Below are 20265 nucleotides of genomic sequence, written 5' to 3'. Positions count from 1 at the left end.
CGGAAACGCGTTCTTGAAGAGGTCGACCATGCACCCCGTCGCGAGCGCCCCCGTGGCGCCCTTCGGCCGCGCCACCGCGCAGCCCCGTTCCCGCGCCCGCGCGCTGATGGCCTCGATCCTGATCGGCGCCTCCGTAGCCGCGGCCGCCCTGCCGGTTCCCGCCCTCGCCAAGGGGCCGGCCTCGCTCGCGGATCTCGCCGAGCAGGTCACCGACGCGGTGGTCAACATCTCCGCCTCCACCACCGTGGAGGCCCGCGGCGGCCGCGCCATGCCGCAGGTCCCCCCGGGCACCCCGTTCGAGGACCTGTTCGAGGAGTTCTTCAACCGGCGCGGAGGCCGCGGCGGCGGCGGCGGTGGTGACGGCGAGGCGCCGCGCGCGCAGCGCAAGTCCAATTCCCTGGGCTCCGGCTTCATCATCGACGCCGCCGGCCTCGTGGTGACGAACAACCACGTCATCGGCGACGCCAACGACATCCAGGTCATCCTGCACGACGGCACCAAGCTCAAGGCCGAGATCGTCGGCAAGGATTCGAAGATCGATCTCGCGGTCCTGCGGGTGAAGCCCCCGGCCGATCATCCGCTGAAGGCGGTGCCGTTCGGCGATTCGGATAAGATGCGCCCGGGCGACTGGGTCATCGCCATCGGCAATCCGTTCGGGCTCGGCGGCTCGGTCTCGGCCGGCATCGTCTCGGCCCGGGGCCGTAACATCGAGTCCGGACCCTACGACAACTACATTCAGACCGACGCGGCCATCAACAAGGGCAATTCCGGCGGTCCGCTGTTCAACATGGACGGCGAGGTGATCGGCATCAACACGGCGATCCTGTCGCCGACCGGCGGCTCGGTGGGCATCGGCTTCGCGGTCCCGTCGGGTACGGCCAAGCCCGTGATCGATCAGCTCCGCGATTTCGGCGAGGTCCGCCGCGGCTGGCTCGGCGTCCGCATCCAGAACGTCGACGACACCACCGCCGAGGCGCTCAACCTCAAGGGCGGGGCGCGGGGCGCCCTGGTGGCCGGCGTCGACGAGAAGGGTCCGGCCAAGACCGCCGGGATCGAGGTCGGCGACGTGATCCTGAAGTTCAACGGTGCGCCGGTGAAGGCCTCCGGCGACCTGCCGCGGATCGTGGCCTCGACCCCCGTGGGTCAGAAGGTCGACGTGGTCGTGGTCCGCAAGGGCGAGGAGGTGACGAAGCCCGTCACCCTCGGCCGCCTGGAGGACAGCGACAAGCCGCAGCTCGCCAACCTGCGCCAGCCGGAGCCCGAGAGCGCCACCCGGCAGGCGCTGGGCCTCAACCTCTCCGGCATGACCGACGAGCTGCGCAAGAAGTTCTCCATCAAGGACACCGTGAAGGGCGTGGTCGTCACCCGGGTCGACCCGAACTCGACGGCGGCCGACAAGCGGATCCAGCCCGGCGAGGTGATCGTCGAGGTCGGCCAGGAGGCGGTGAGCACCCCGGCGGAGGTGACCAAGCGGATCGACGCCCTGAAGAAGGATGGGCGCAAGTCGGTGCTGCTGCTGGTGGCGAGCGCCACAGGCGACGTCCGTTTCGTGGCCGTCGGGCTGGACTGAGCGCTGTCCCACGCGAGATCGAAGGCCGTCGCTTCGCGAGGAGCGGCGGCCTTCCTGCGTTCAGGACACCCGTGGTGGCGCGGCGCGGCACGCCGGTGCCGCGAGGCGCTGCGGCTCGCGAACCAACCGGAGATCGAGAAGCTCCGCGTATCGACACGCTCTGACATCGCGGCTGCGATGGGCGCCGTCGCCTGCGCGAAGGTCGAGCCGGTGCGCCGGCGGGTCGGTGCGACCGGCGTTCAGGCGCCGGCCGTTCCGGGCGCGGTCCTCGCCCCGACCCGCACCCTTCAGTGAGGGCTCACCCCACGAACTCCGCCGCCGCATAGCCCTGCAGGTACAGGAGCGCGGTGAGGTCGCCGTGCTCGACCCGGACCCGCGCCGCGGCGGCGACCGCGGGCTTCGCGCGGAACGCCACGCCGAGGCCGGCCTCGGTCAGCATGTCGAGATCGTTGGCCCCGTCGCCCACCGCCAGCGTCTCCGCAGGGCCGAGGGACAGCGCCTCACGGAGTTCGATCAGCGCCGCGCGCTTCTCGGCCTTCCCGACGATCGGATCCTCCACGAAGCCGGTGAGCCGTCCGTCCGCCACGCCCAACAGGTTGGACCGGTGCTCGTCGAAGCCGATCATCGCCGCGATCGGGCCGGTGAACAGGGTGAAGCCGCCCGAGACCAGGCAGGTGTGGGCGCCGTGCGCCCGCATCGTCCGCACCAGGGTGCGGCCGCCCGGGGTCAGGGTCAGGTGCTCGGCGATCAGCCCGTCGACCGCACCGACCGGGATGTCCTTCAGGAGCGCCACGCGCTCGCGCAGCGCCGGCTCGAAGGCGATCTCCCCGCGCATCGCCCGCTCGGTGATCGTCGCGACATGATCCTTGAGGCCGAGCGTTCCGGCGAGCTCGTCGATGCATTCCTGCTCGATCATGGTGGAATCCATGTCGGCCAGGAACAGGCGCTTGCGCCGGTGCGCGTCGGCGGGGAGCACGGCGAGGTCGATGGGTTCACCGGCGAGGGCCGTCCGCAGCGCGTCGGTGAGGGACGCCGCGGCGGCGGGCTCGCCCGAAACGAGCAGCTCGGCCGCCACCGCGCCGTGCAGGATCCGGGGCTGTTGCTCCGTCCGCAGCACCGCGCGGGCCTCGGCCAGCACCGCATCGGTGATGGACGGCCGATCCGGGTTTGCTATCAGGACCGCGACCAGCATCGTGGAGTTTCACCTTGCCGCCAGACCGGGAGGAAGCCGGGGGGCGCCCGGCGGCGATCCTCATCGCAGGGCCCACCGCGTCGGGCAAGTCGGCGCTGGCCGCCCGGCTGGCGGAGCGTCACGGCGGCGTGGTGATCAACACCGATTCCATGCAGGTCTACGGCGACCTGCGGCGCCTCACCGCCCGGCCCGACCCGGACGAGGAGGCACGGGTGCCCCACCGGCTCTACGGGCATGTCGACGGCGCCGTGAACTATTCCGTGGGGCATTTTTCACGGGATGTGGCGGCGCTGCTGACGACGCTCGGCGGGCAAAGGCCGGTCTTCGTCGGCGGCACGGGCCTGTACTTCCGGGCGCTGGAGCAGGGGTTTTCGGAGCTGCCGCCGGTGCCCGAGGCCGTACGCGCGCAGGTGCGGGCGGAGGCCGAGGGCCGCCCCACCGAGGCGCTGCACGCCGACCTCGCTCGCCACGATCCCGAGGGCGCCGCCCGCCTGCGCCCGAGCGACCGGATGCGGGTGATGCGGGCCCTGGAGATTTTTCTCGCCACCGGCCGGCCGATCGCGAGCTTCTACGGCGATCCGATACCCGGGCCGCTCGCCGGGTGGGCCCTCGAAAAAATCTTCCTGGCCCCCGACCGCGCCGTGTTGCGCGCCCGCATCGACGCCCGCTTCCGGACCATGATCGCCGAAGGGGCGCTGGACGAGGTCGCCCGCCTGCACAGGCGAAACCTCGACCCGCTGCTGCCGGTGATGCGCGCCCACGGCGTGCCGGGCCTGATCGCGTATCTCGAGGGGGCGATCGGACTCGAGGAGGCGATCGTCCGGGGACAGGCGGATACCCGGGCCTACGCCAAGCGCCAGTTCACGTGGTTCCGCCACCAGATGGGGGAGGACTGGCGCTGGATGGATCCGGAGGAAGCCGCGGCGGCGCTGTGAGGCTTCCCGCGGGCTCCCTCCCCGTGCGGGGGAGGGAGCCCGGCTTCCGGAGAAGGCAGGGCCTGCACACGGGGCAGAATCCTGTTCTGTACGGATGCTGTCCTCGCCCGACACCCCCTCCCGCGACGGGGCGAGGGAGGGGGCACACGGGGCCGTTTCCGACCCCTCCGGACCGCGAGGGGAGCTGCCGCCCCTCAGCGCTCCAGCCGGGCCACGAGGCTCGACGTGTCCCAGCGGTTGCCGCCCATGGCCTGAACCTCGGCGTAGAACTGGTCCACCAGCGCCGAGACCGGCAGCTTGGCGCCGTTGCGGCGGGCCTCGTCCAGCAGGATGCCGAGATCCTTGCGCATCCAGTCGACCGCGAAGCCGAAGTCGAACTTGCCCGCGTTCATGGTCTTGCCGCGGTTCTCCATCTGCCAGGAGCCGGCGGCGCCCTTGGAGATCACGTCGAGCACCGCTTCCACGTCGAGGCCGGCGCGCTTGGCGAAGTGGACGCCCTCGGAGAGGCCCTGGACGAGGCCGGCGATGCAAATCTGGTTGACCATCTTGGTGAGCTGGCCGGCGCCCGCCGGGCCCATCAGCCGGCAGGCCCGGGCGAAGGACCCGATCGCGCCCTCGACCTTGGCGTAGGTCGCCGCGTCGCCGCCGCACATCACGGTCAGCACGCCGTTCTCGGCGCCGGCCTGGCCGCCGGAGACCGGCGCGTCGATGAAGCCGAGCCCCTTGGCCTCCGCGGCCGCGGCCAGTTCCCGGGCCACCTCGGCGGAGGCGGTGGTGTGGTCCACGAAGACCGCGCCCGGCGTCATGCCGGCGAGCGCCCCGTCGTCGCCCAGCACGACGCTGCGCAGGTCGTCGTCGTTGCCCACGCAGGCGAAGACGATCTCGGCGCCCTCGGCGGCCTGCCGGGGCGTGGGGGCGAAGGCACCGCCATAGGTCTTCACCCAGGCTTCCGCCTTCGGCGTGGTGCGGTTGTAGACGGTGACGTCGTGGCCACCCTTCTTGGCGAGGTGGCCGGCCATCGGCCCGCCCATCACGCCGAGACCCAGGAATGCGACCTTCGCCATGGTTGTCCGCTCCTCGCAGGCCCGGACCGCGCCGGCGCCCTTCCTTCTCCGACGGCGGGCGGCGACGGAGCTCGGCAGCCTGGCCGTGAAGGGGGTCGGGGCCGTGCCGGAGACCCGATGTGACACATTGGGCGTCGTGCCGCCGCCGACGCTGCATCACAGCTCGGATCGCTTGCGTCAACGGCGGACCAATAGGATAACCCGCCCGTGTAGCCCGGGACCACGAAGTCCCAGCCGGAGCCCCCGCGCGTGGCCCCGTGCGCGAGGCGGTCGGTCAGGGAGTGGGACATGGGTACGGCGCTCGGCAGGCATGGGCCATGGGCCCTCGTGGGCGCCCTCGGCGCCGCGGCGCTGGCGATCGTGGCGAGCCAGCGGGGCGAGACCATCAACGCCCTCTGGGTCGTGGTCGCGGCGGTCTGCGTCTACCTGATCGCCTACCGCTACTATTCCCAGTTCATCGCCGACAAGGTGATGCGCCTCGACCCGAAGCGCATGACGCCGGCCGTGCGGCACAATGACGGTCTCGATTACGTCCCCACCAACCGCGGCGTCCTGTTCGGCCACCACTTCGCGGCGATCGCGGGCGCGGGCCCGCTGGTCGGCCCGGTGCTCGCCGCCCAGATGGGCTACCTGCCCGGCATGCTCTGGATCCTGGCCGGCGTGGTCCTCGCCGGCGCCGTGCAGGACTTCATGGTCCTGTTCGTGTCGATGCGCCGGGACGGCCGGTCGCTCGGCGAGCTGATCCGGGCCGAGCTCGGGACGATTCCCGGCATCATCGCCCTGTTCGGCACCTTCCTGATCATGGTGATCCTGCTGGCCGTGCTGGCCCTCATCGTGGTCAAGGCGCTCGCCGAGAGCCCCTGGGGCACCTTCACGGTGATGTCGACGATCCCGATCGCCATGCTGATGGGCGTCTATTCCCGCTATATCCGGCCCGGCAAGATCGGCGAGGTCTCGATCCTGGGCTTCGTCCTGCTGATGCTGGCGATCGTGGCCGGCGGCTCGGTGGCGGCGAGCCCGGTCTGGGGCCCGGCCTTCACCTTCACGGGCCCGCAGCTCTGCTGGATGCTGATCGGCTACGGCTTCGTCGCCTCGATCCTGCCGGTCTGGCTGCTGCTCGCCCCGCGCGACTACCTGTCGACCTTCCTCAAGATCGGCACCATCGTGGGCCTCGCCCTCGGCATCGCCGTCGTGGCGCCGCACATGCAGATGCCGGCGGTCACCAAGTTCGTCGACGGCACCGGTCCGGTCTGGGCGGGCAGCCTGTTCCCGTTCCTGTTCATCACCATCGCGTGCGGCGCGGTCTCGGGCTTCCACGCCCTGATCTCGTCGGGCACCACCCCGAAGCTGATCGCCAGCGAGGCCGATGCCCGCTTCATCGGCTACGGCGGCATGCTGATGGAATCCTTCGTGGCGATCATGGCGCTGGTCTCGGCCTGCGTGATCGACCCCGGCGTCTACTTCACCATGAACTCGCCCGCCGCCCTGCTCGGCACCACGCCCGAGACCGCCGCCGCCGCGGTGACCAAGCTCGGCTTCGCCACCACCCCGGAGGTGATCACCCAGACCGCCGCCGATGTCGGCGAGCACACGATCATCTCCCGCGCCGGCGGCGCCCCGACGCTCGCGGTGGGCATGGCCCACATCATCTCGTCGGCCATCGGCGGCAAGGCGATGATGGCCTTCTGGTACCATTTCGCGATCCTGTTCGAGGCGCTGTTCATCCTCACGGCCGTGGACGCGGGCACCCGCGCCTGCCGGTTCATGGTGCAGGATCTGGTCGCGCTGGCGGTGCCGTCGTTCAAGAACACCACGTCGTGGGGGCCGAGCATCGCGGCCACCGCCATCTCGGTGGGGGCCTGGGGCTACTTCCTCTACCAGGGGGTGACCGACCCGCTCGGCGGCATCAACACCCTGTGGCCGCTCTTCGGCATCTCGAACCAGATGCTGGCCGCGGTGGCGCTGACGCTCTGCACGGTGGTGATCTTCAAGATGAAGCGCGAGCGCTACGCGTTCGTGACCATCATCCCGACCGCGTGGCTGTGCATCTGCACCCTCACGGCCGGCTGGCAGAAGATCTTCTCCGCCGATCCGAAGATCGGCTTCCTGGCGCACGCCCAGCGCTACGCGGCCGCCGCCGCGGAGGGCAAGATCCTGGCCCCGGCCAAGAACGCCGACCAGATGAGCCAGATCATCCTCAACGACCGGATCGACGCGGTGCTGGCGGCCCTGTTCATCGGCCTCGTCGTCGCCATCGCGGGCTTCGGCATCGCCGCCTGCCTGAAGGCGTGGCGCGCGGATCGCTGGACCGCCCTGGAGACCGAGCCCCACATGGTCCCGGCGGAGTAGGGGGAGGGCCATGCGGCAGCCGTCGAACCTGCGGGATCGCCTCCGGACGCTGTCCAAATGCGTCTGCGACGGCGCCCGTCTGATGGTGGGGCAGGGGGACTACGCGGCCTATGCCGAGCATGTCCGCCGCACCCATCCGGACCAGGCGCCGATGACCGAGGTGGAGTTCTTCCGCAACCGGGAGAACGCCCGCTTCGGCGTCGGCAACACCGCGGGCTTCCGCTGCTGCTGAGCGCGGACCCGATGCGGCCCGGCCGGCGTTCTCCAGGCCGGAGGGCCGCCCCGCCCTCGCGAGACGCGGAGCACCGATGACCGACGAGAGCGTGCAGGCCCCGATCGAGCCCCGGGCCGTCAACATCGCCCATGCCTGGGAGCGGGCCTACTGGGCGCGCCGGTTCATGGTTCCGGTGGAGCAGGTCGAGGCCGCCGTGGCGGCGGTCGGCGACGATCCGGCCCGCGTGGCGGCCCATCTCGGGCGGGACTGGCCGGGCCACGAGCCCGCCACCTGAGCGCTCGTCCTCCACGATCCCGGGCTTAAGCTCGGCCGCATCTTGACTCGGCGGCCACAATATCCGCCATCTCAGGCCCGACGGGAGGTCGGCATGAGCATTTTCCAGGACGCCATCCTTCGGTTTGGCCGCACGATCATGTCGTATGCGGGCGACGCGGTCTTCCTGCAGGCTGCGGTTTCGTCCGCCGCCAACGTCATCGTGGCGGATGGGGACGTGGGCGAGGAGGAGATCGAGTCGGCCATCACCGGCATTCGCGCCAACCCGATCCTCGAGAAGTCGTACGACACGCTGCGCGTCGAGCAGGAGCTCTATGAGGCGATCGCCCGAGCCAAGACCCGGGCCGGGCGCATTGAGAACCTGCGCCACGTCGGCGCCATCGCGGAGCGGCCGATCGAGCAGCGCCAGGACGTGTTCCTGATCGGCGCCGACGTGGCCGATATCGACGGGATCAGCGCGGTCGAGCACAAGGCGCTCGACGAGATCGCCGCCGCGCTGCAGGTCGACAAGTCCGCGCTGCTGCGGTGATCCAGAGGGCGCAGCGCCCGGCAGGCGCGGGGACGCTGCGCCGAGATGTCTCGCCAACCCGCCCCCTCATCCTGAAGGGCCGGAGCGCCGCGGAGGCCTCGAAGCAGACCGCCAGTCGGCGCCGCGATCCCTGGCGCCCGCCTTCGAGTCCCGCGACGCGGGCACCGCAGGATGACGGCGCAGCGGGATGCGGGGCATGAGAGGGGGGGCGACCGCAACCCTGCGGCGATGCGGTCCGGCCCTTGCTTGACCGGACGTGATCGCGAAACAATCCGGGTCTAGCCGGTGAGCCGGTACACAGCGCGGAATTGCCGGCCCGCGGCCGGCCGGCGGAGACCGCATGGGCCTCGTCCTCTACGCCCTCAAGTTCCGGATCACGACCTACGTGCTCGCCGTGCTGATGATGCTCGGCGGCGTCGGCGCGATCCTCGTCACGCCCAAGGACGTGCTGCCGGTCGTCGACATCCCGGTCGTCGTGGTGGTCTGGACCTATACCGGCCTGTCGGCGCCGGAGATGGAACAGCGCATCACGACCTACGCCGAATACGGGATCTCCAATAACGTCAACAGCATCCGACGGATGGAGTCGACGACGCTCCAGGGCACGGCGGTTCAGCGGATCTACTTCGACCCGTCCGTCAGCCTGGATCTCGCCATCGCCCAGGTGGTCTCCTCCACCAACTCGATCCGCGCCGTGATGCCCACCGGCACGCAGCCGCCGGTGATCGTGCGCTACTCCGCCTCCTCGGTGCCGGTGATCCAGCTCGCCCTGACCTCGGCCAAGCAGAGCCTCAACGAGGTCTACGACTACGCCCAGTACCGGATCCGCCAGACCCTCGCGCAGGTCCCGGGCTCGACCCTGCCGTCGCCGTTCGGCGGTGCGCCCCGGCAGATCATGGTCGATCTCGACCTCAACGCCCTCCAGGCGCTCGGCCTGACGCCGCTCGACGTCACCAACGCCATGACGGCCCAGAACCTGACGGTGCCGTCCGGTCTCGCCAAGATCGGCGAGCAGCAATACCCGGTCCAGCTCAACGGCACCCCGCCCTCGATCGAGACCCTGAACCTCGCGCCGATCAAGGTTGTGGCCGGCCAGCCCGTGCTGATGCGCGACGTCGCCTATGTCCGCGACGGCGGCCCGCCGCAGGTTAACGTGGTCAGCGCCGACGGCCAGCAGGCCGTGCTGATGCAGATCATCAAGAACGGCAACGCCTCGACGCTGAACGTCGTCAACAACGTCAAGGCGGCGATGCCGACGATCCGCGCCGCCGCCCCCGACGGCCTGTCGATCAAGCCGCTGTTCGACCAGTCGGTCTTCGTGTCGAACGCCATCGAGGGCGTGCTGCACGAGGCGCTGACCGCCGCGGCCCTGACGGGGCTGGCGATCCTGCTGTTCCTCGGCTCCTGGCGCTCGACCATCATCGTGCTGATCTCGATCCCGCTCTGCGTGATGACCTCGCTCGCGGTGCTGGCGGCGCTCGGGGAGACCATCAACGTGATGACGCTGGGCGGCCTCGCCCTGGCGGTGGGCATCCTGGTGGACGACGCCACGGTGGCGATCGAGAACACCTACCGGCTGTTCGAGGAGGGCGAGGAGTTCCGCGAGAGCGTGGTCCACGGCGCCGCCGGCATCGCCAAGCCGGCGCTGATCTCGACGCTCGCGATCTGCGCGGCCTTCACGGCGGTGTTCGCGCTGACCGACACGCCGAAATACCTGTTCACCCCGCAGGCGCTCGCGGTCGTGTTCGCGATGCTGACCTCCTACCTGCTCTCGCGCACCCTGGTGCCGCTGCTGATCGACGTGATCGTGGCGCCGGAATACCGGCAGAAGCACGCCAAGGACCGGGCGGAGCACGAGGCCCCCCGCCGGGGCCGGATCGCCCGGGCCGCCGGTCTCGTCGGCGCCCCCGTGATGCGGCTCGCCGGCTGGATCCATGGCCACTTCGAGCGCGGCTTCGCGCGGTTCCACCGGGGCTATGTCGGCCTGCTCCACGCGGTGCTGCGCCACCGGATCGTCACCGTCGGCGTCGTCGGCGGCGTGCTCGGCCTGACCGGCGTGCTGTTCGCCTTCGTGGGCCAGGATTACTTCCCGCAGATCGAGGCGAGCCAGATGACCCTGCATCTGCGCACCCGCACCGGCATGCGCATCGAGACCGCCCGGCAGGTCTTCGCCGAGGTCGAGGGTACCGTCCGCGAGGTGATCCCGGCGGATGAGATCGATCAGATCCTGCAGAATCTCGGCCTGCCGTCGAACAACTACAACTTCGCGTTCTCGGACGGCTCGTTCGTCTCCTACAATGACGGGCAGATGCTCATCAGCCTGAAGGAGGGGCACGGCCCGGTGGCCGGCTACATGAAGCGCCTGCGCGACGTGCTGATGAAGCGCTTCCCCGACGTGACCGTCTATTTCCAGCCCGCCGACATGATCACCCAGATCCTGAATTTCGGCGTCCTCACGCCGATCGACGTGCAGGTCTCAGGCCGGCACAAGGAGAAGGATCTGGAGGTCGCCCAGCGCATCGTCCAGCGGCTGAAGCACACGAAGGGCCTCGTCGACGTCCACCTGCAGCAGATCGTCAACGCGCCGCAATTCTACGTCGACGTCGACCGGCGCCTCGCCTCCGAACTCGGGCTCACCGAGCAGCAGGTGGCGCAGAACATGAACATCTCGCTGTCGGGCAGCTACCAGGTGACGCCGAACTTCTGGCCCGACCCGAAGACCGGCATCCCCTATCAGCTCTGGGTGCAGACGCCCGAATACCGCAACAGCTCACTCACCGACCTGCGCAACACGCCGATATTCGTGCGCGCGGCCGCCACCTCCGGCGCGGGCCCCGGCGTGCTCACCCTGCTCTCGAGCCTCGCCGACATCCGTCGGACGCCGACGCAGACCATGATCAGCCACGTCAACATCCAGCCGACCTTCGACATCTTCGCCTCGGTGCAGGACCGGGATCTCGGCACGGTGGCCCGCGCGATCGACGCCATCGTCCAGGACGAGCAGAAGAACCTGGAGGCGCCCGACAAGATCGTGGTGCGCGGCCAGATCGAGAACATGCGCTCGGCCTTCTTCCGCCTGGAGATCGGCCTCGGCATCGCGCTGATCGCCGTCTACCTCTTGATGGCGGTGAACTATCAGAGCTGGGGCGACCCGTTCGTGGTGATCGCGGCCCTGCCGATGGCGTTCTGCGGCATCACCTTCGCGCTGTTCGTCACCGGCACGACCTTCTCGATCCCGTCGATCTTCGGGGCGATCATGTCGGTGGGCATCGCCTCGGCGAACTCGATCCTGCTCGTCACCTTCGCCAAGGAGCACCGGGAGGCGACGGGCTGCAGCGCCCTGGAGGCGGCGATCACCGCGGGCGAGACCCGGCTCCGGCCGGTGCTGATGACCGCCTCGGCGATGTTTTTGGGCCTGATCCCGATGGCGCTGGGCACCGGCGAGGGCGGCGAGCAGAACGCGGCGCTGGCCCGCGCCGTCATGGGCGGCATCGCCTTCGCGACGCCCGCGACCCTGCTGCTGGTGCCGTTCCTCTACGTGCTGATGCGCGGCGGTCCGGCCCGGCCGGTGCAGGATTACCTGGAGCCGGAGGGGCGACCGGCGGCGGCCTGAGCGCCGGACGCGCGGCTCTCGCCTCCCCCGCGTGGGGAGGCGTCGGAGGTGGGGGGCAGGCGGCGCCGGGACGCTCGATCCTGCACCTTCCCGAGCCCCACCCCATAAGGAGGAGGGGAAACGGCTCACCTCTCCTTGAACCCGCATTCCGGCGTGTCGTCGGCGTTGCCGTGATACCTCTACGGCAGGAACAGCCTCGGCCCGGCGTGGTGGCGTCGTGCGGTGCCTATCCGATCAGTAGCGCCGCTCCATCCGTCGCTCGTGCCGATCCATCCTCCGGTCCTGCCGGTTGACCTGCCGGTCCATGCGTCGCTCGTGTCGATCCATCCTGCGATCGTGCCGACGCTCCATGCCGAGGGTCTGCGCCTTGAGGATCAACCCGTCTGCGACGCCGGCCGCCTCGACCGCAGGCCGAGATGTGCCGAAGGGCGCTGCCATCGCGCCGCTTCCCAGGCCGAGCGCGAGGGCTGCGGCGACGGAAAACCCCGCCAACTTCAGATGCGACATCGCCCTCTCCCTCGCTTGGTCGTTGCCGTCAGGACCGACCCTCGCAGTCTTGCGGATTTTTCGTGCGCTGCTTGATCGACGGAGACAATCCGAACGGAATGCGGCGCACGCCATGGCGCGACAGCGCAGCCGGGATCGTCGCGGATCGGAGGCGTCCGGCGGATTGACGGGATCGATCGGGTTCAGGCCCTGACGGACGCCGCGCGCGCCCTGCGGCCTCCGGGGCGACGAGATCCACGCCATCGCTTGCCGGAGCCGCGCTCCGCCCCCTTGCGGGGTGGAGTTGGAGGTGGGGGCACAGGATGAGGCGGTGCGGTGCCTTCTGCACCGCCCCACCCGTGACCCCTCCCGGCAGGGGAGGGGATGCGCGCTGCCCTGTCGGAACGGGGTGTCAGACCGAGCGGTGTGGATCCTGAGGCCCGCAGGGGGAGAGGGGCGGCGGGCGTCGGTTCGGAACCGCCACGCCCGGACACCGCTGGGCCGTGCGGACCGCACGAATGTCCTCAGCCCTCCTTGAAGCCGTATTCCGGCGTGTCGTCGTCGTTGCCGTAATACTTGTACGGCAGGAACTTGCCCGACATGGTGAGCTTCACCCGGTCGCCCTTGTTGTTGGCCTCGCGGGCCATGTCCATGTTGAAGTCGATCGCCGACATGATGCCGTCGCCGAACTCCTCCTGGATCAGCTCCTTGAAGGTCGTGCCGTAGACCATCACCAGCTCGTAGAACCGGTAGATCAGCGGGTCGGTGGGCGGCAGCGACGGGATCGAGCCGCGGTAGGGCGGCTCGTTGAGCATCCGCTCCTCCGCCTCGGTGAGGCCGAAGAGTTCGGCCGCCCGCTTGGCCTGGGCCTTCGGCAGCTTCATCTGGCCGAGGCACGCGGCGGTGATCAGGAACGGCGACAGGCCGCCGATCGCCTCGTGGATGTGCTTCCAGGTCCAGCCCTTCTCGCGCTTGATGTCGAGAAGCTTCTCGGTGAGGTCCTCGCGCTTCATGGTCGGCTCCTGGGTTTCAATCTGCGATGGGTTCGGTGAGGCCGCGTCGTCCGCGGCCCCACCCACCCCGATGCGGGGTGCGCGTCCGGATCGCGACCGGTGAGGGGATACGGTCGCGACCGGACGCGGACATCCGCCGATCATCGGCCTGGCCGCTATCGGGAGCGGCGCCGGACGACGGGCGGACCCCTCCGCTGCGCAAGCGGTATGCCAGCCGCGGAAATTCCGGAATCGCCAGCGCCGGCAGGAGGTTGGCCGGCCAGTGCGAGAATCACGACATCTCGTTGGAAACGAGATATCGTCAGACCATGACGACATATCGTGACACCGGCGAGATGGGCGCATTTGGAGCAGTCTTCGAGGCGAGCCCGGATCCCATGCTGGTGCTCCTGCCCGAGGAGGACCGGATCGCCGACGCCAACGCGGCGGCGGCGCGTCTCCTCGGTCACGGGCGTCCGGCGCTGCGGCGGGCCCGGGCCAGCGCGCTGTTTCCGGGCCAGCTCGCGGCCCTCACGGCGTTCACCCAGGCCGTCCTGGCGAAAGGGCATTGGTGGACGCGGACCCTGGCGCCCCGCGACGCGGCGGGCCGCGACCTGCGGGTCGAGACCGTGGCCTTCCCGCTTCCGGGCGAACAGATGCGCCTCGTCGTGGCGCTCGCGGATCCGGACGCCCTCCACCGCCGTCAGGTCGACGGCGAGGCCGAGGCCCATATGCGCGCGGGCCTCTCCGAGTGGCAGCGGATGGAGCGGATCTTCCGCGACATCGAGCGGGGCAACCAGCTGATCCTGCGCGCGGCCGGGGAGGGGATCTACGGCGTCAACGCGGAGGGCGTGACCACCTTCGTCAATCCGGCTGCCGCGCGCATGCTCGGCTGCGAGGCCGCCGACCTCGTCGGCCGGGACATGCATGCCGCCGTGCACCACACCCGCGCCGACGGCAGCCACTACCCCCATCGCGACTGCCCGATCTACGCGGCATTCCGCGACGGGATCGTGCATCAGGTCGATCACGAGGTCTTCTGGCGCGCCGACGGGACGTCCTTCCCGGTCGAGTACACCTCGACGCCGATCCGCGACCGGGGACGCCTGCTCGGCGCCGTCATCGTGTTTCGCGACATCAGCCAGCGCCGGGAGGCCGAGGCCCGGCTGACGAGCGCGCTCGCCGAGGTCGACTCCCTCCGGGAGCGCCTCGAGCTGGAGAACGCCTATCTCAAGGAGGAAATCCGGGCCGAGCGCCAGCACCAGGGTATCATCGGCCGCTCCCCCGCCATCGCGGCCACGCTGCGCCAAGTCGACCTCGTGGCCGGAACCGACGCCACGGTGCTGATCACCGGCGAATCCGGCACCGGCAAGGAACTCATCGCCCGGGCGATCCACGAGGCGAGCCGCCGCAGCGCCCGCCCGATGATCCGGGTGAACTGCGCGGCGATCCCCCGCGAGCTGTTCGAGAGCGAGTTCTTCGGCCATGTCAGGGGTAGCTTCACCGGGGCGCTGCGCGACCGGATCGGGCGGTTCGAACTCGCCGATGGCGGCACGCTGTTCCTCGACGAGGTCGGCGAGATCCCCCTCGACCTCCAGGGCAAGCTGCTGCGCGTCCTGCAGGAGCGCTCCTTCGAGCGGGTCGGCGAGGCCCGCACCCGCGCGGTGGACGTGCGCGTGGTCGCGGCCACCAATCGGGACCTGCGCGCCGAGGTCCGGGCGGGCCGCTTCCGGGAGGATCTCTACTTCCGCCTCAACGTCTTCCCGATCCAGGCGCGGCCCCTGCGCGAGCGGCCCGAGGACATCCCGCCGATCGCCCTGCACCTGCTCCGGGTCGCCGCGCGCCGCCTCACCGTCCCGGAGCCGCGGCTCTCGGAGGGCGATGTCCGCCGCCTCTGCCGCTATCCCTGGCCCGGCAACGTCCGCGAGCTGGAGAACGTGATCGAGCGGGCGGTGATCCTCTCCGCCGGGGGCCGGCTCCGCCTCGATCTGCCCGACGGCGAGGCGACCGGGCCCACGGACCCGGCCGCACCGGCCGCGGCGCCCGGCGGGCGGCCGGCCACGGAAGCCGAGCGCCGGGCCCGGGATCGCGCCGAGATCGTCGCCGCCCTGTCCCTGGCGGGCGGCCGGGTCTCCGGGCCGGGCGGCGCGGCCGAGCTGCTCGGCCTGCGCCCGACGACGCTCGCCTCGCGGATCAAGGCCCACGGGATCCCGCGCGGCTGATCCGGCAGGTCCTTGATCCGATCTTAAGATCGCTGTGCCAGGGGTCGCTCCGGCCTTCCCCGTCGACGTCGCAGCGCCCCGGCCGATGCAGGATCTCTCCGAGCCCGTCACCCTCCCGGCCGGCGCCGTCCTGTTCGAGGAGGGGGCGATCGGGCACTGTGCCTACCTGATCCTGAGCGGGCGCATCGCGATCTTCCGGCGGCGCGACGGCGGCGAGTCGGTGCTCGGCCGGCGCGGGGCCGGCGAGCTCTTCGGCGAGATGGCCATCCTCGACGCCCTCCCGCGCTCCGCCGGCGTCCGCGCCGAGGAGGACTGCGTGCTCGTGCCCGTGGGGGCGGCGCAGATCCGCCAGCGGCTCGCCGGCGCCGATCCGATCCTGCGCCTCTGCCTCGAGGGGCTCATCGCCCGGTTCCGGGAGACCCTGCCGCGCCTCGGACCGGCGGTGGCGGGGAGCCGGCCGGCGGCGCTTTCGCCGGCCGCCCGAGCCGATTTCGACGCGACGGTCGCCGCCCTCGCGCAGGAGCGCGCCTTGCGGCGGGCCCTAGCCCAGGACGAGTTCGCGCTGTTCCTGCAGCCGATCGTGCGGCTCGCCACCGGGCGGCTCGCCGGCTTCGAGGCCCTGATCCGCTGGCACGATCCCGAGCGCGGGCTCGTGCCGCCCGCGGCCTTCATCCCGGCCGCCGAGGCGAGCGGCCTGATCGTCGCCATCACTGCCTGGGTGATCGGCGAGATCGGCCGGATCGTGCCCCCGATCCTGCAGGCCGGTCTGCAGGCCCCCGCCTCCGTCGAAGCCTCCCTGTTCGTCAGCTTCAACGTCACCGCCCAGGACCTCGCCCGGTCGGACATTCCGGGCCTGATCGACGCGATGCTGCGCCGGACCGGTATCGCCCCCGGGGCCCTCAAGCTCGAGATCACCGAGAGCACGCTGATGCAGGATCCGGCCGGCGCCGCCGCCGCCCTCGCGCGCTGCCGCGCGGCCGGCCTCGGCATCGCGGTGGACGATTTCGGCACGGGCTATTCCTCGCTCAGTCATCTCAGCGCCCTGCCGATCACCACGCTGAAGGTCGACCGGGCCTTCGTCCGGGCGATGCTGGCGGAGCCGCGCGATCGCCGGATCGTCCAGACCATCCTGCGGCTCGCCGAGGAGATCGGGGTCGCGGCGGTCGCGGAGGGCATCGAGGGCCGCGCCGAGGCGGAGGCCCTGGCGGCGATGGGCTGCGCCCTGGGCCAGGGCTACCATTTCGGCCGCCCGATGCCGCAGGCCGATGCCCTTGCGGCGGCGGCTGCCTGGGATGCCCTGCGCTGGCGGTGCGGGCCGGCCGAATTGGCCGATTCCGGGCGGCAGGGGGGCCACGGCGCCCGGATCTGAGGGAGTCCGGGCCTCGGCGGCGACGTTTGCCGCCTCCGCGAGCGTGGTTTCGATGCACCGGGCCGGCGGGAAGCGCGCGGCTCCGGGCGGAAACGCTTGCATCCGGTGCGTGTTTTCGGACCATGCGTCTTCGGGTCTCGGAGGCGGGCTTTGGGCGGAGACGAGCGGGACGGGCAGATGGCCGATGGGGCGGCAGGCGCATCCGCGCGGCCGGTGCCCTGGGAATTCGTGCTGCCGGACGAGACGGCCACGGAGGATCTCGGCCTGTTCCTCTCCGAGTTTCTGCTCCCCGGCGACGTCGTCGCCCTGTCGGGTGGCCTCGGCGGCGGCAAGACCACGCTCGCCCGCGCGGTGATCCGCGAACTCGCCGGCGACGCGCAGCTGGAGGTTCCGAGCCCGACCTTCACGCTGATCCAGCCCTATGCGGCCCGGGACGGTCGGCCGATCATCCATGCCGACCTCTACCGGCTGCGCGACCCCGACGAATTGGTGGAACTCGGCTTCGACGAGATGGCCGAGGGCGCGATCACCCTGGTCGAGTGGCCGGACCGGATGCCGCCCCGCGACGGTCCGGTGCTGACCGTCGACCTGTCCCTGCGGGCGGAGTTCGGCCCCGAGGCGCGGCTCGCCCGGATCGACGGCACCGGCGGCATGCGCGCCCGCCTCGATCGGGCCCGGGCGGTGCGCCGCCTCCTCGACCGCAGCGGGTGGGACATCGCCGAGCGGACGCTGATGCAGGGAGACGCCTCCTCCCGCGCCTACGAGCGCCTGACCAAGCCCGACGGCACCAGCGCCGTGCTGATGATCGCGCCGCCTCGGCCGGACGGGCCCCCGGTGCGGGACGGCAAGCCCTACAGCGCGATCGTGCACCTCGCCGAGAGCGTCCACGCCTTCGTGGCCCTGGACCGCGGCCTGCGGGCGCTCGGCCTCTCGGCGCCCAAAATCTACGGCGAGGACCTCGCCGAGGGCCTGCTGATCCTTGAGGATCTCGGCAGCGAGCCGGTGATCGAGGGGGGCGCCCCGCGGCCCGAGCGCTACGCCGAGGCTGTGCGCGTGCTCGCCAAGCTCCACGCCAACCCGCTCCCCTCGGCCCTGCCGGTGGAGGACGGGATCGAGCACGTGCTGCCGCCCTATGACATGGAGGCGCTGCTGTTCGAGGCGGAACTGATGCCCGAATGGTACGCGCCGGCGATCCGGAACGTCCGCCTGACGGCGGAGGCGCGGGCGGCGTTCGTCGACCTGTGGCGGGAGGCGCTTCAGGGCGCGATACCGGACCGGCCGACCTGGACCCTGCGCGACTACCACTCCCCGAACCTGATCTGGCTGCCCGAGCGCGACGGGCTGGAGCGGGTCGGGCTGATCGACTTTCAGGACGCCGTCATGGGCCACCCGGCCTACGACGTCGCCTCCCTGCTGCAGGATGCCCGGGTCGATTCCAGCGCCGAGTTCGAGCTGCGGCTGCTCGGCCTCTACGCCCGCGAGCGCCGCGGCCGGGACCCGGCCTTCGATGTCGGGGCCTTCGCCACCGCCTACGCGCTGCTTGCGGCCCAGCGGGCCACGAAGATCCTCGGCATCTTCGCGCGCCTGGACCGGCGCGACGGCAAGCCCGGTTATCTCGCCCATCTGCCGCGGATCGAGGGTTATCTCGCCCGCAACCTCGCCCATCCGGCGCTCGCCGGACTGCGGGCGTGGCACGCGGATCATCTGCCGGGCCTCGTCGCTCCGGCTCCCGAACCCTGACCATCGGATTCCCGACCGCATGAGCGAGCCCGCCCCCGCCGTCAGCCGCGCCTTCGTCCTGGCCGCGGGCCTGGGCAAGCGCATGCGGCCGGTGACCGCCACGGTGCCGAAGCCCCTGGTGGAGGTCGCCGGCAAGGCTCTGCTCGATCACGCCCTGGACCGGGTCGCCGAGGCCGGAATCGGGACCGCGGTCGTCAACGTCCACTATCTCGCCGACCTGATCGAGGGGCATCTTGCGGGCCGGACCGAGGGGCCGGCCACGCTCGTGTCCGACGAGCGTGGAGCGTTGCTGGAGACGGGCGGTGGCATCCGCAAGGCCTTGCCGCTGCTGGGCGCGGGGCCGTTCGTGGTGCTGAACTCGGATTCGTTCTGGCTCGAGGGGCCGGCCTCCAACCTGCGCCGGTTGATCGAGAGCTGGGATGGGGACCGCATGGATGGCCTGTTGCTGGTGGCCCCCACCGCCACCAGCCTCGGCTACGAAGGGGCCGGTGACTTCGTGATGGACCCGGACGGGCGCCTGGAGCGGCGCGGCGAGCGTGAGGTGGCGCCCTTCATCTACGCGGGCGTGGCGATCCTCACGCCGAGCCTGTTCGCGGACACGCCGACGGGCGCCTTCTCCCTCAACCTGCTGTTCGACCGGGCGATCGCGGCGGGGCGGCTTTTCGGGATGCGGCTCGACGGCCAGTGGCTGCATGTCGGAACGCCCGAGGCGATCCGGGCCGCCGAGGAGCGCGTGCGGGCGAGCGCGCGGACTCCGTAGGTCCGGGGGAGCGAGGTGGGACGCATGGGCCGCGCAAGTCGTTGTCCAAAGTGTCTTGCCAAGCCGGATCCGAGCCTCTAGAAGCCCCTTCACACCGGCGGGCCAAGACCCCGCCGCCGTGTCAGGCGCCCGTAGCTCAGCTGGATAGAGCACCAGACTACGAATCTGGGGGTCAGAGGTTCGAATCCTTTCGGGCGCGCCACTTCCGTACAGATCTGCGAATACCGGGCGCAGCTGATGAGGCAGCGCCGACGATGGCGGCTTCCAGGCTGGCCTTGTCGCCGATGATGCGGATCACGTCGGCATCGACCTCGACCCGATCGACAATCGCCTGCAGCCACGCCTTCCGGAACGGGATCTCGCCGCTCGTCACGTTCGCCCGCATGAGCTGTCCGAACTTCTCGATGAGCTCCGGGGCGATCTCGGCCGGCGGGCGCTCGGCGATGTGGATTCGGTCGAGCGTGGCCCGCACCCGATCCCGCTCCTCCTTCAACGCCGAGATCCGCGCCTTGAGGATGTCGTCGAGATCGGTCACCCCCTCCTCGACCATCCGATAGAGCCGCTTCAGCTTCTCCTCCGCCCCGGCAAGCTCCCCACGCAGGGCCGCGACGCGCCCATCGACCTGCGCCGTCTTCTCTGCCCGCAGCGTCCATAGCGAAGCGAGCGTCGCCCGCAGCCGATCCGGCTGCAGCAACTCGGCGACGAGGTGATCGGTCACCATGGTATCCAAAATATCCATCGGAATGCTGCGGCCGGTGCAGCCGGTCCGGCCCTGCCGCCCGTGCGTCGAGCAGCTGTAGTAGCGATGGACCTTGCCGGATTTCGACGTGCCGGTGCGCAGCGTCATCGGCCCCTTGCAGGTCGTGCAGGTGGCCAGGCCTGTCAGCAGGATCGGGCCGGTCACGACCCGGGCCGGCGTGGTGCGGGGGTTGTGCG

The 20265-nt window shown here is 70.9% G+C and carries 16 protein-coding genes and 1 tRNA gene; 12 read left to right on the top strand and 5 right to left on the bottom strand.

Annotated elements, in window-relative coordinates; genetic code table 11:
• The first annotated feature begins 28 nt into the window (after positions 1–28).
• Complete coding sequence (locus GGQ91_RS04540; protein ID WP_043354872.1) at positions 29–1570, top strand: DegQ family serine endoprotease; 1542 nt, start codon at positions 29–31, stop codon at positions 1568–1570.
• Between the two features lie 298 nt (positions 1571–1868).
• Here GGQ91_RS04540 and serB read toward each other — a convergent pair whose 3' ends face one another.
• Positions 1869–2762: a phosphoserine phosphatase SerB gene (serB, locus tag GGQ91_RS04535; RefSeq protein ID WP_182591452.1), complete on the bottom strand. Its 894-nt coding sequence runs from the start codon at positions 2760–2762 to the stop codon at positions 1869–1871.
• Between the two features lie 14 nt (positions 2763–2776).
• Between serB and miaA the strand changes: the two genes are divergently transcribed.
• Positions 2777–3697 (top strand): tRNA (adenosine(37)-N6)-dimethylallyltransferase MiaA, encoded by a 921-nt coding sequence (gene miaA, locus GGQ91_RS04530; protein ID WP_053609363.1) that lies wholly within the window; start codon positions 2777–2779, stop codon positions 3695–3697.
• Between the two features lie 194 nt (positions 3698–3891).
• On the opposite strand, the gene GGQ91_RS04525 is transcribed toward miaA, so the two are convergent.
• Entirely contained in the window at positions 3892–4761 is an 870-nt protein-coding gene (locus tag GGQ91_RS04525) for an NAD(P)-dependent oxidoreductase (protein ID WP_043354879.1), read from the bottom strand.
• A gap of 288 nt (positions 4762–5049) precedes the next feature.
• Here GGQ91_RS04525 and GGQ91_RS04520 point away from each other — a divergent pair, with 288 nt between their 5' ends.
• The 5 genes from GGQ91_RS04520 to GGQ91_RS04500 all read left to right on the top strand — a co-directional run bounded on the left by GGQ91_RS04520 (position 5050) and on the right by GGQ91_RS04500 (position 11760).
• On the top strand, positions 5050–7110 hold the full coding sequence (locus tag GGQ91_RS04520) for a carbon starvation CstA family protein (protein WP_043379307.1): 2061 nt from the start codon (positions 5050–5052) through the stop codon (positions 7108–7110).
• A gap of 10 nt (positions 7111–7120) precedes the next feature.
• Positions 7121–7342: a YbdD/YjiX family protein gene (locus GGQ91_RS04515; protein ID WP_043354884.1), complete on the top strand. Its 222-nt coding sequence runs from the start codon at positions 7121–7123 to the stop codon at positions 7340–7342.
• A gap of 76 nt (positions 7343–7418) precedes the next feature.
• A complete protein-coding gene (locus tag GGQ91_RS04510) occupies positions 7419–7619 on the top strand; it encodes a DUF3606 domain-containing protein (protein WP_043354886.1) in 201 nt (66 codons plus the stop codon).
• 93 nt (positions 7620–7712) lie between these two features.
• Positions 7713–8147: a tellurite resistance TerB family protein gene (locus GGQ91_RS04505; RefSeq protein ID WP_043354888.1), complete on the top strand. Its 435-nt coding sequence runs from the start codon at positions 7713–7715 to the stop codon at positions 8145–8147.
• A gap of 340 nt (positions 8148–8487) precedes the next feature.
• Positions 8488–11760, top strand: a complete 3273-nt coding sequence (locus tag GGQ91_RS04500) for an efflux RND transporter permease subunit (RefSeq protein WP_182591451.1) — start codon at positions 8488–8490, stop codon at positions 11758–11760.
• Between the two features lie 234 nt (positions 11761–11994).
• Here the strand turns inward: GGQ91_RS04500 and GGQ91_RS27940 are convergent, their stop codons facing one another.
• Positions 11995–12267: a hypothetical protein gene (locus GGQ91_RS27940; RefSeq protein WP_043354893.1), complete on the bottom strand. Its 273-nt coding sequence runs from the start codon at positions 12265–12267 to the stop codon at positions 11995–11997.
• Positions 12268–12770: 503 nt separating this feature from the next.
• Entirely contained in the window at positions 12771–13259 is a 489-nt protein-coding gene (gene cynS / locus GGQ91_RS04490; RefSeq protein ID WP_051044981.1) for a cyanase, read from the bottom strand.
• Between the two features lie 335 nt (positions 13260–13594).
• On the opposite strand from cynS, the gene GGQ91_RS04485 reads away from it, so the two are divergent.
• The 5 genes from GGQ91_RS04485 to GGQ91_RS04465 all read left to right on the top strand — a co-directional run bounded on the left by GGQ91_RS04485 (position 13595) and on the right by GGQ91_RS04465 (position 19531).
• Complete coding sequence (locus GGQ91_RS04485; RefSeq protein WP_179698917.1) at positions 13595–15460, top strand: sigma-54 interaction domain-containing protein; 1866 nt, start codon at positions 13595–13597, stop codon at positions 15458–15460.
• Between the two features lie 85 nt (positions 15461–15545).
• A complete protein-coding gene (locus tag GGQ91_RS04480) occupies positions 15546–16829 on the top strand; it encodes an EAL domain-containing protein (protein ID WP_246410545.1) in 1284 nt (427 codons plus the stop codon).
• A gap of 177 nt (positions 16830–17006) precedes the next feature.
• Positions 17007–18569 carry a tRNA (adenosine(37)-N6)-threonylcarbamoyltransferase complex ATPase subunit type 1 TsaE gene (tsaE, locus tag GGQ91_RS04475; protein WP_246410544.1) on the top strand — a complete coding sequence of 521 codons (1563 nt, stop codon included), beginning with the start codon at positions 17007–17009 and terminating at the stop codon, positions 18567–18569.
• Between the two features lie 19 nt (positions 18570–18588).
• Positions 18589–19329, top strand: a complete 741-nt coding sequence (locus GGQ91_RS04470; protein ID WP_043379300.1) for a nucleotidyltransferase family protein — start codon at positions 18589–18591, stop codon at positions 19327–19329.
• A 125-nt stretch (positions 19330–19454) separates the two neighbouring features.
• A tRNA-Arg gene (locus GGQ91_RS04465) sits at positions 19455–19531 on the top strand.
• Here GGQ91_RS04465 and GGQ91_RS28050 read toward each other — a convergent pair.
• Positions 19502–20233 carry a recombinase zinc ribbon domain-containing protein gene (locus GGQ91_RS28050; protein ID WP_343066755.1) on the bottom strand — a complete coding sequence of 244 codons (732 nt, stop codon included), beginning with the start codon at positions 20231–20233 and terminating at the stop codon, positions 19502–19504. The genes GGQ91_RS04465 and GGQ91_RS28050 overlap by 30 nt on opposite strands.
• Between the last annotated feature and the right edge of the window lie 32 nt (positions 20234–20265).

The organism is Methylobacterium fujisawaense (genome assembly GCF_014138435.1).
Classification (GTDB): domain Bacteria; phylum Pseudomonadota; class Alphaproteobacteria; order Rhizobiales; family Beijerinckiaceae; genus Methylobacterium; species Methylobacterium fujisawaense.
Note: the sequence above shows the minus strand (reverse complement) of the source record. Positions and strands in the feature narration are given on the sequence as shown.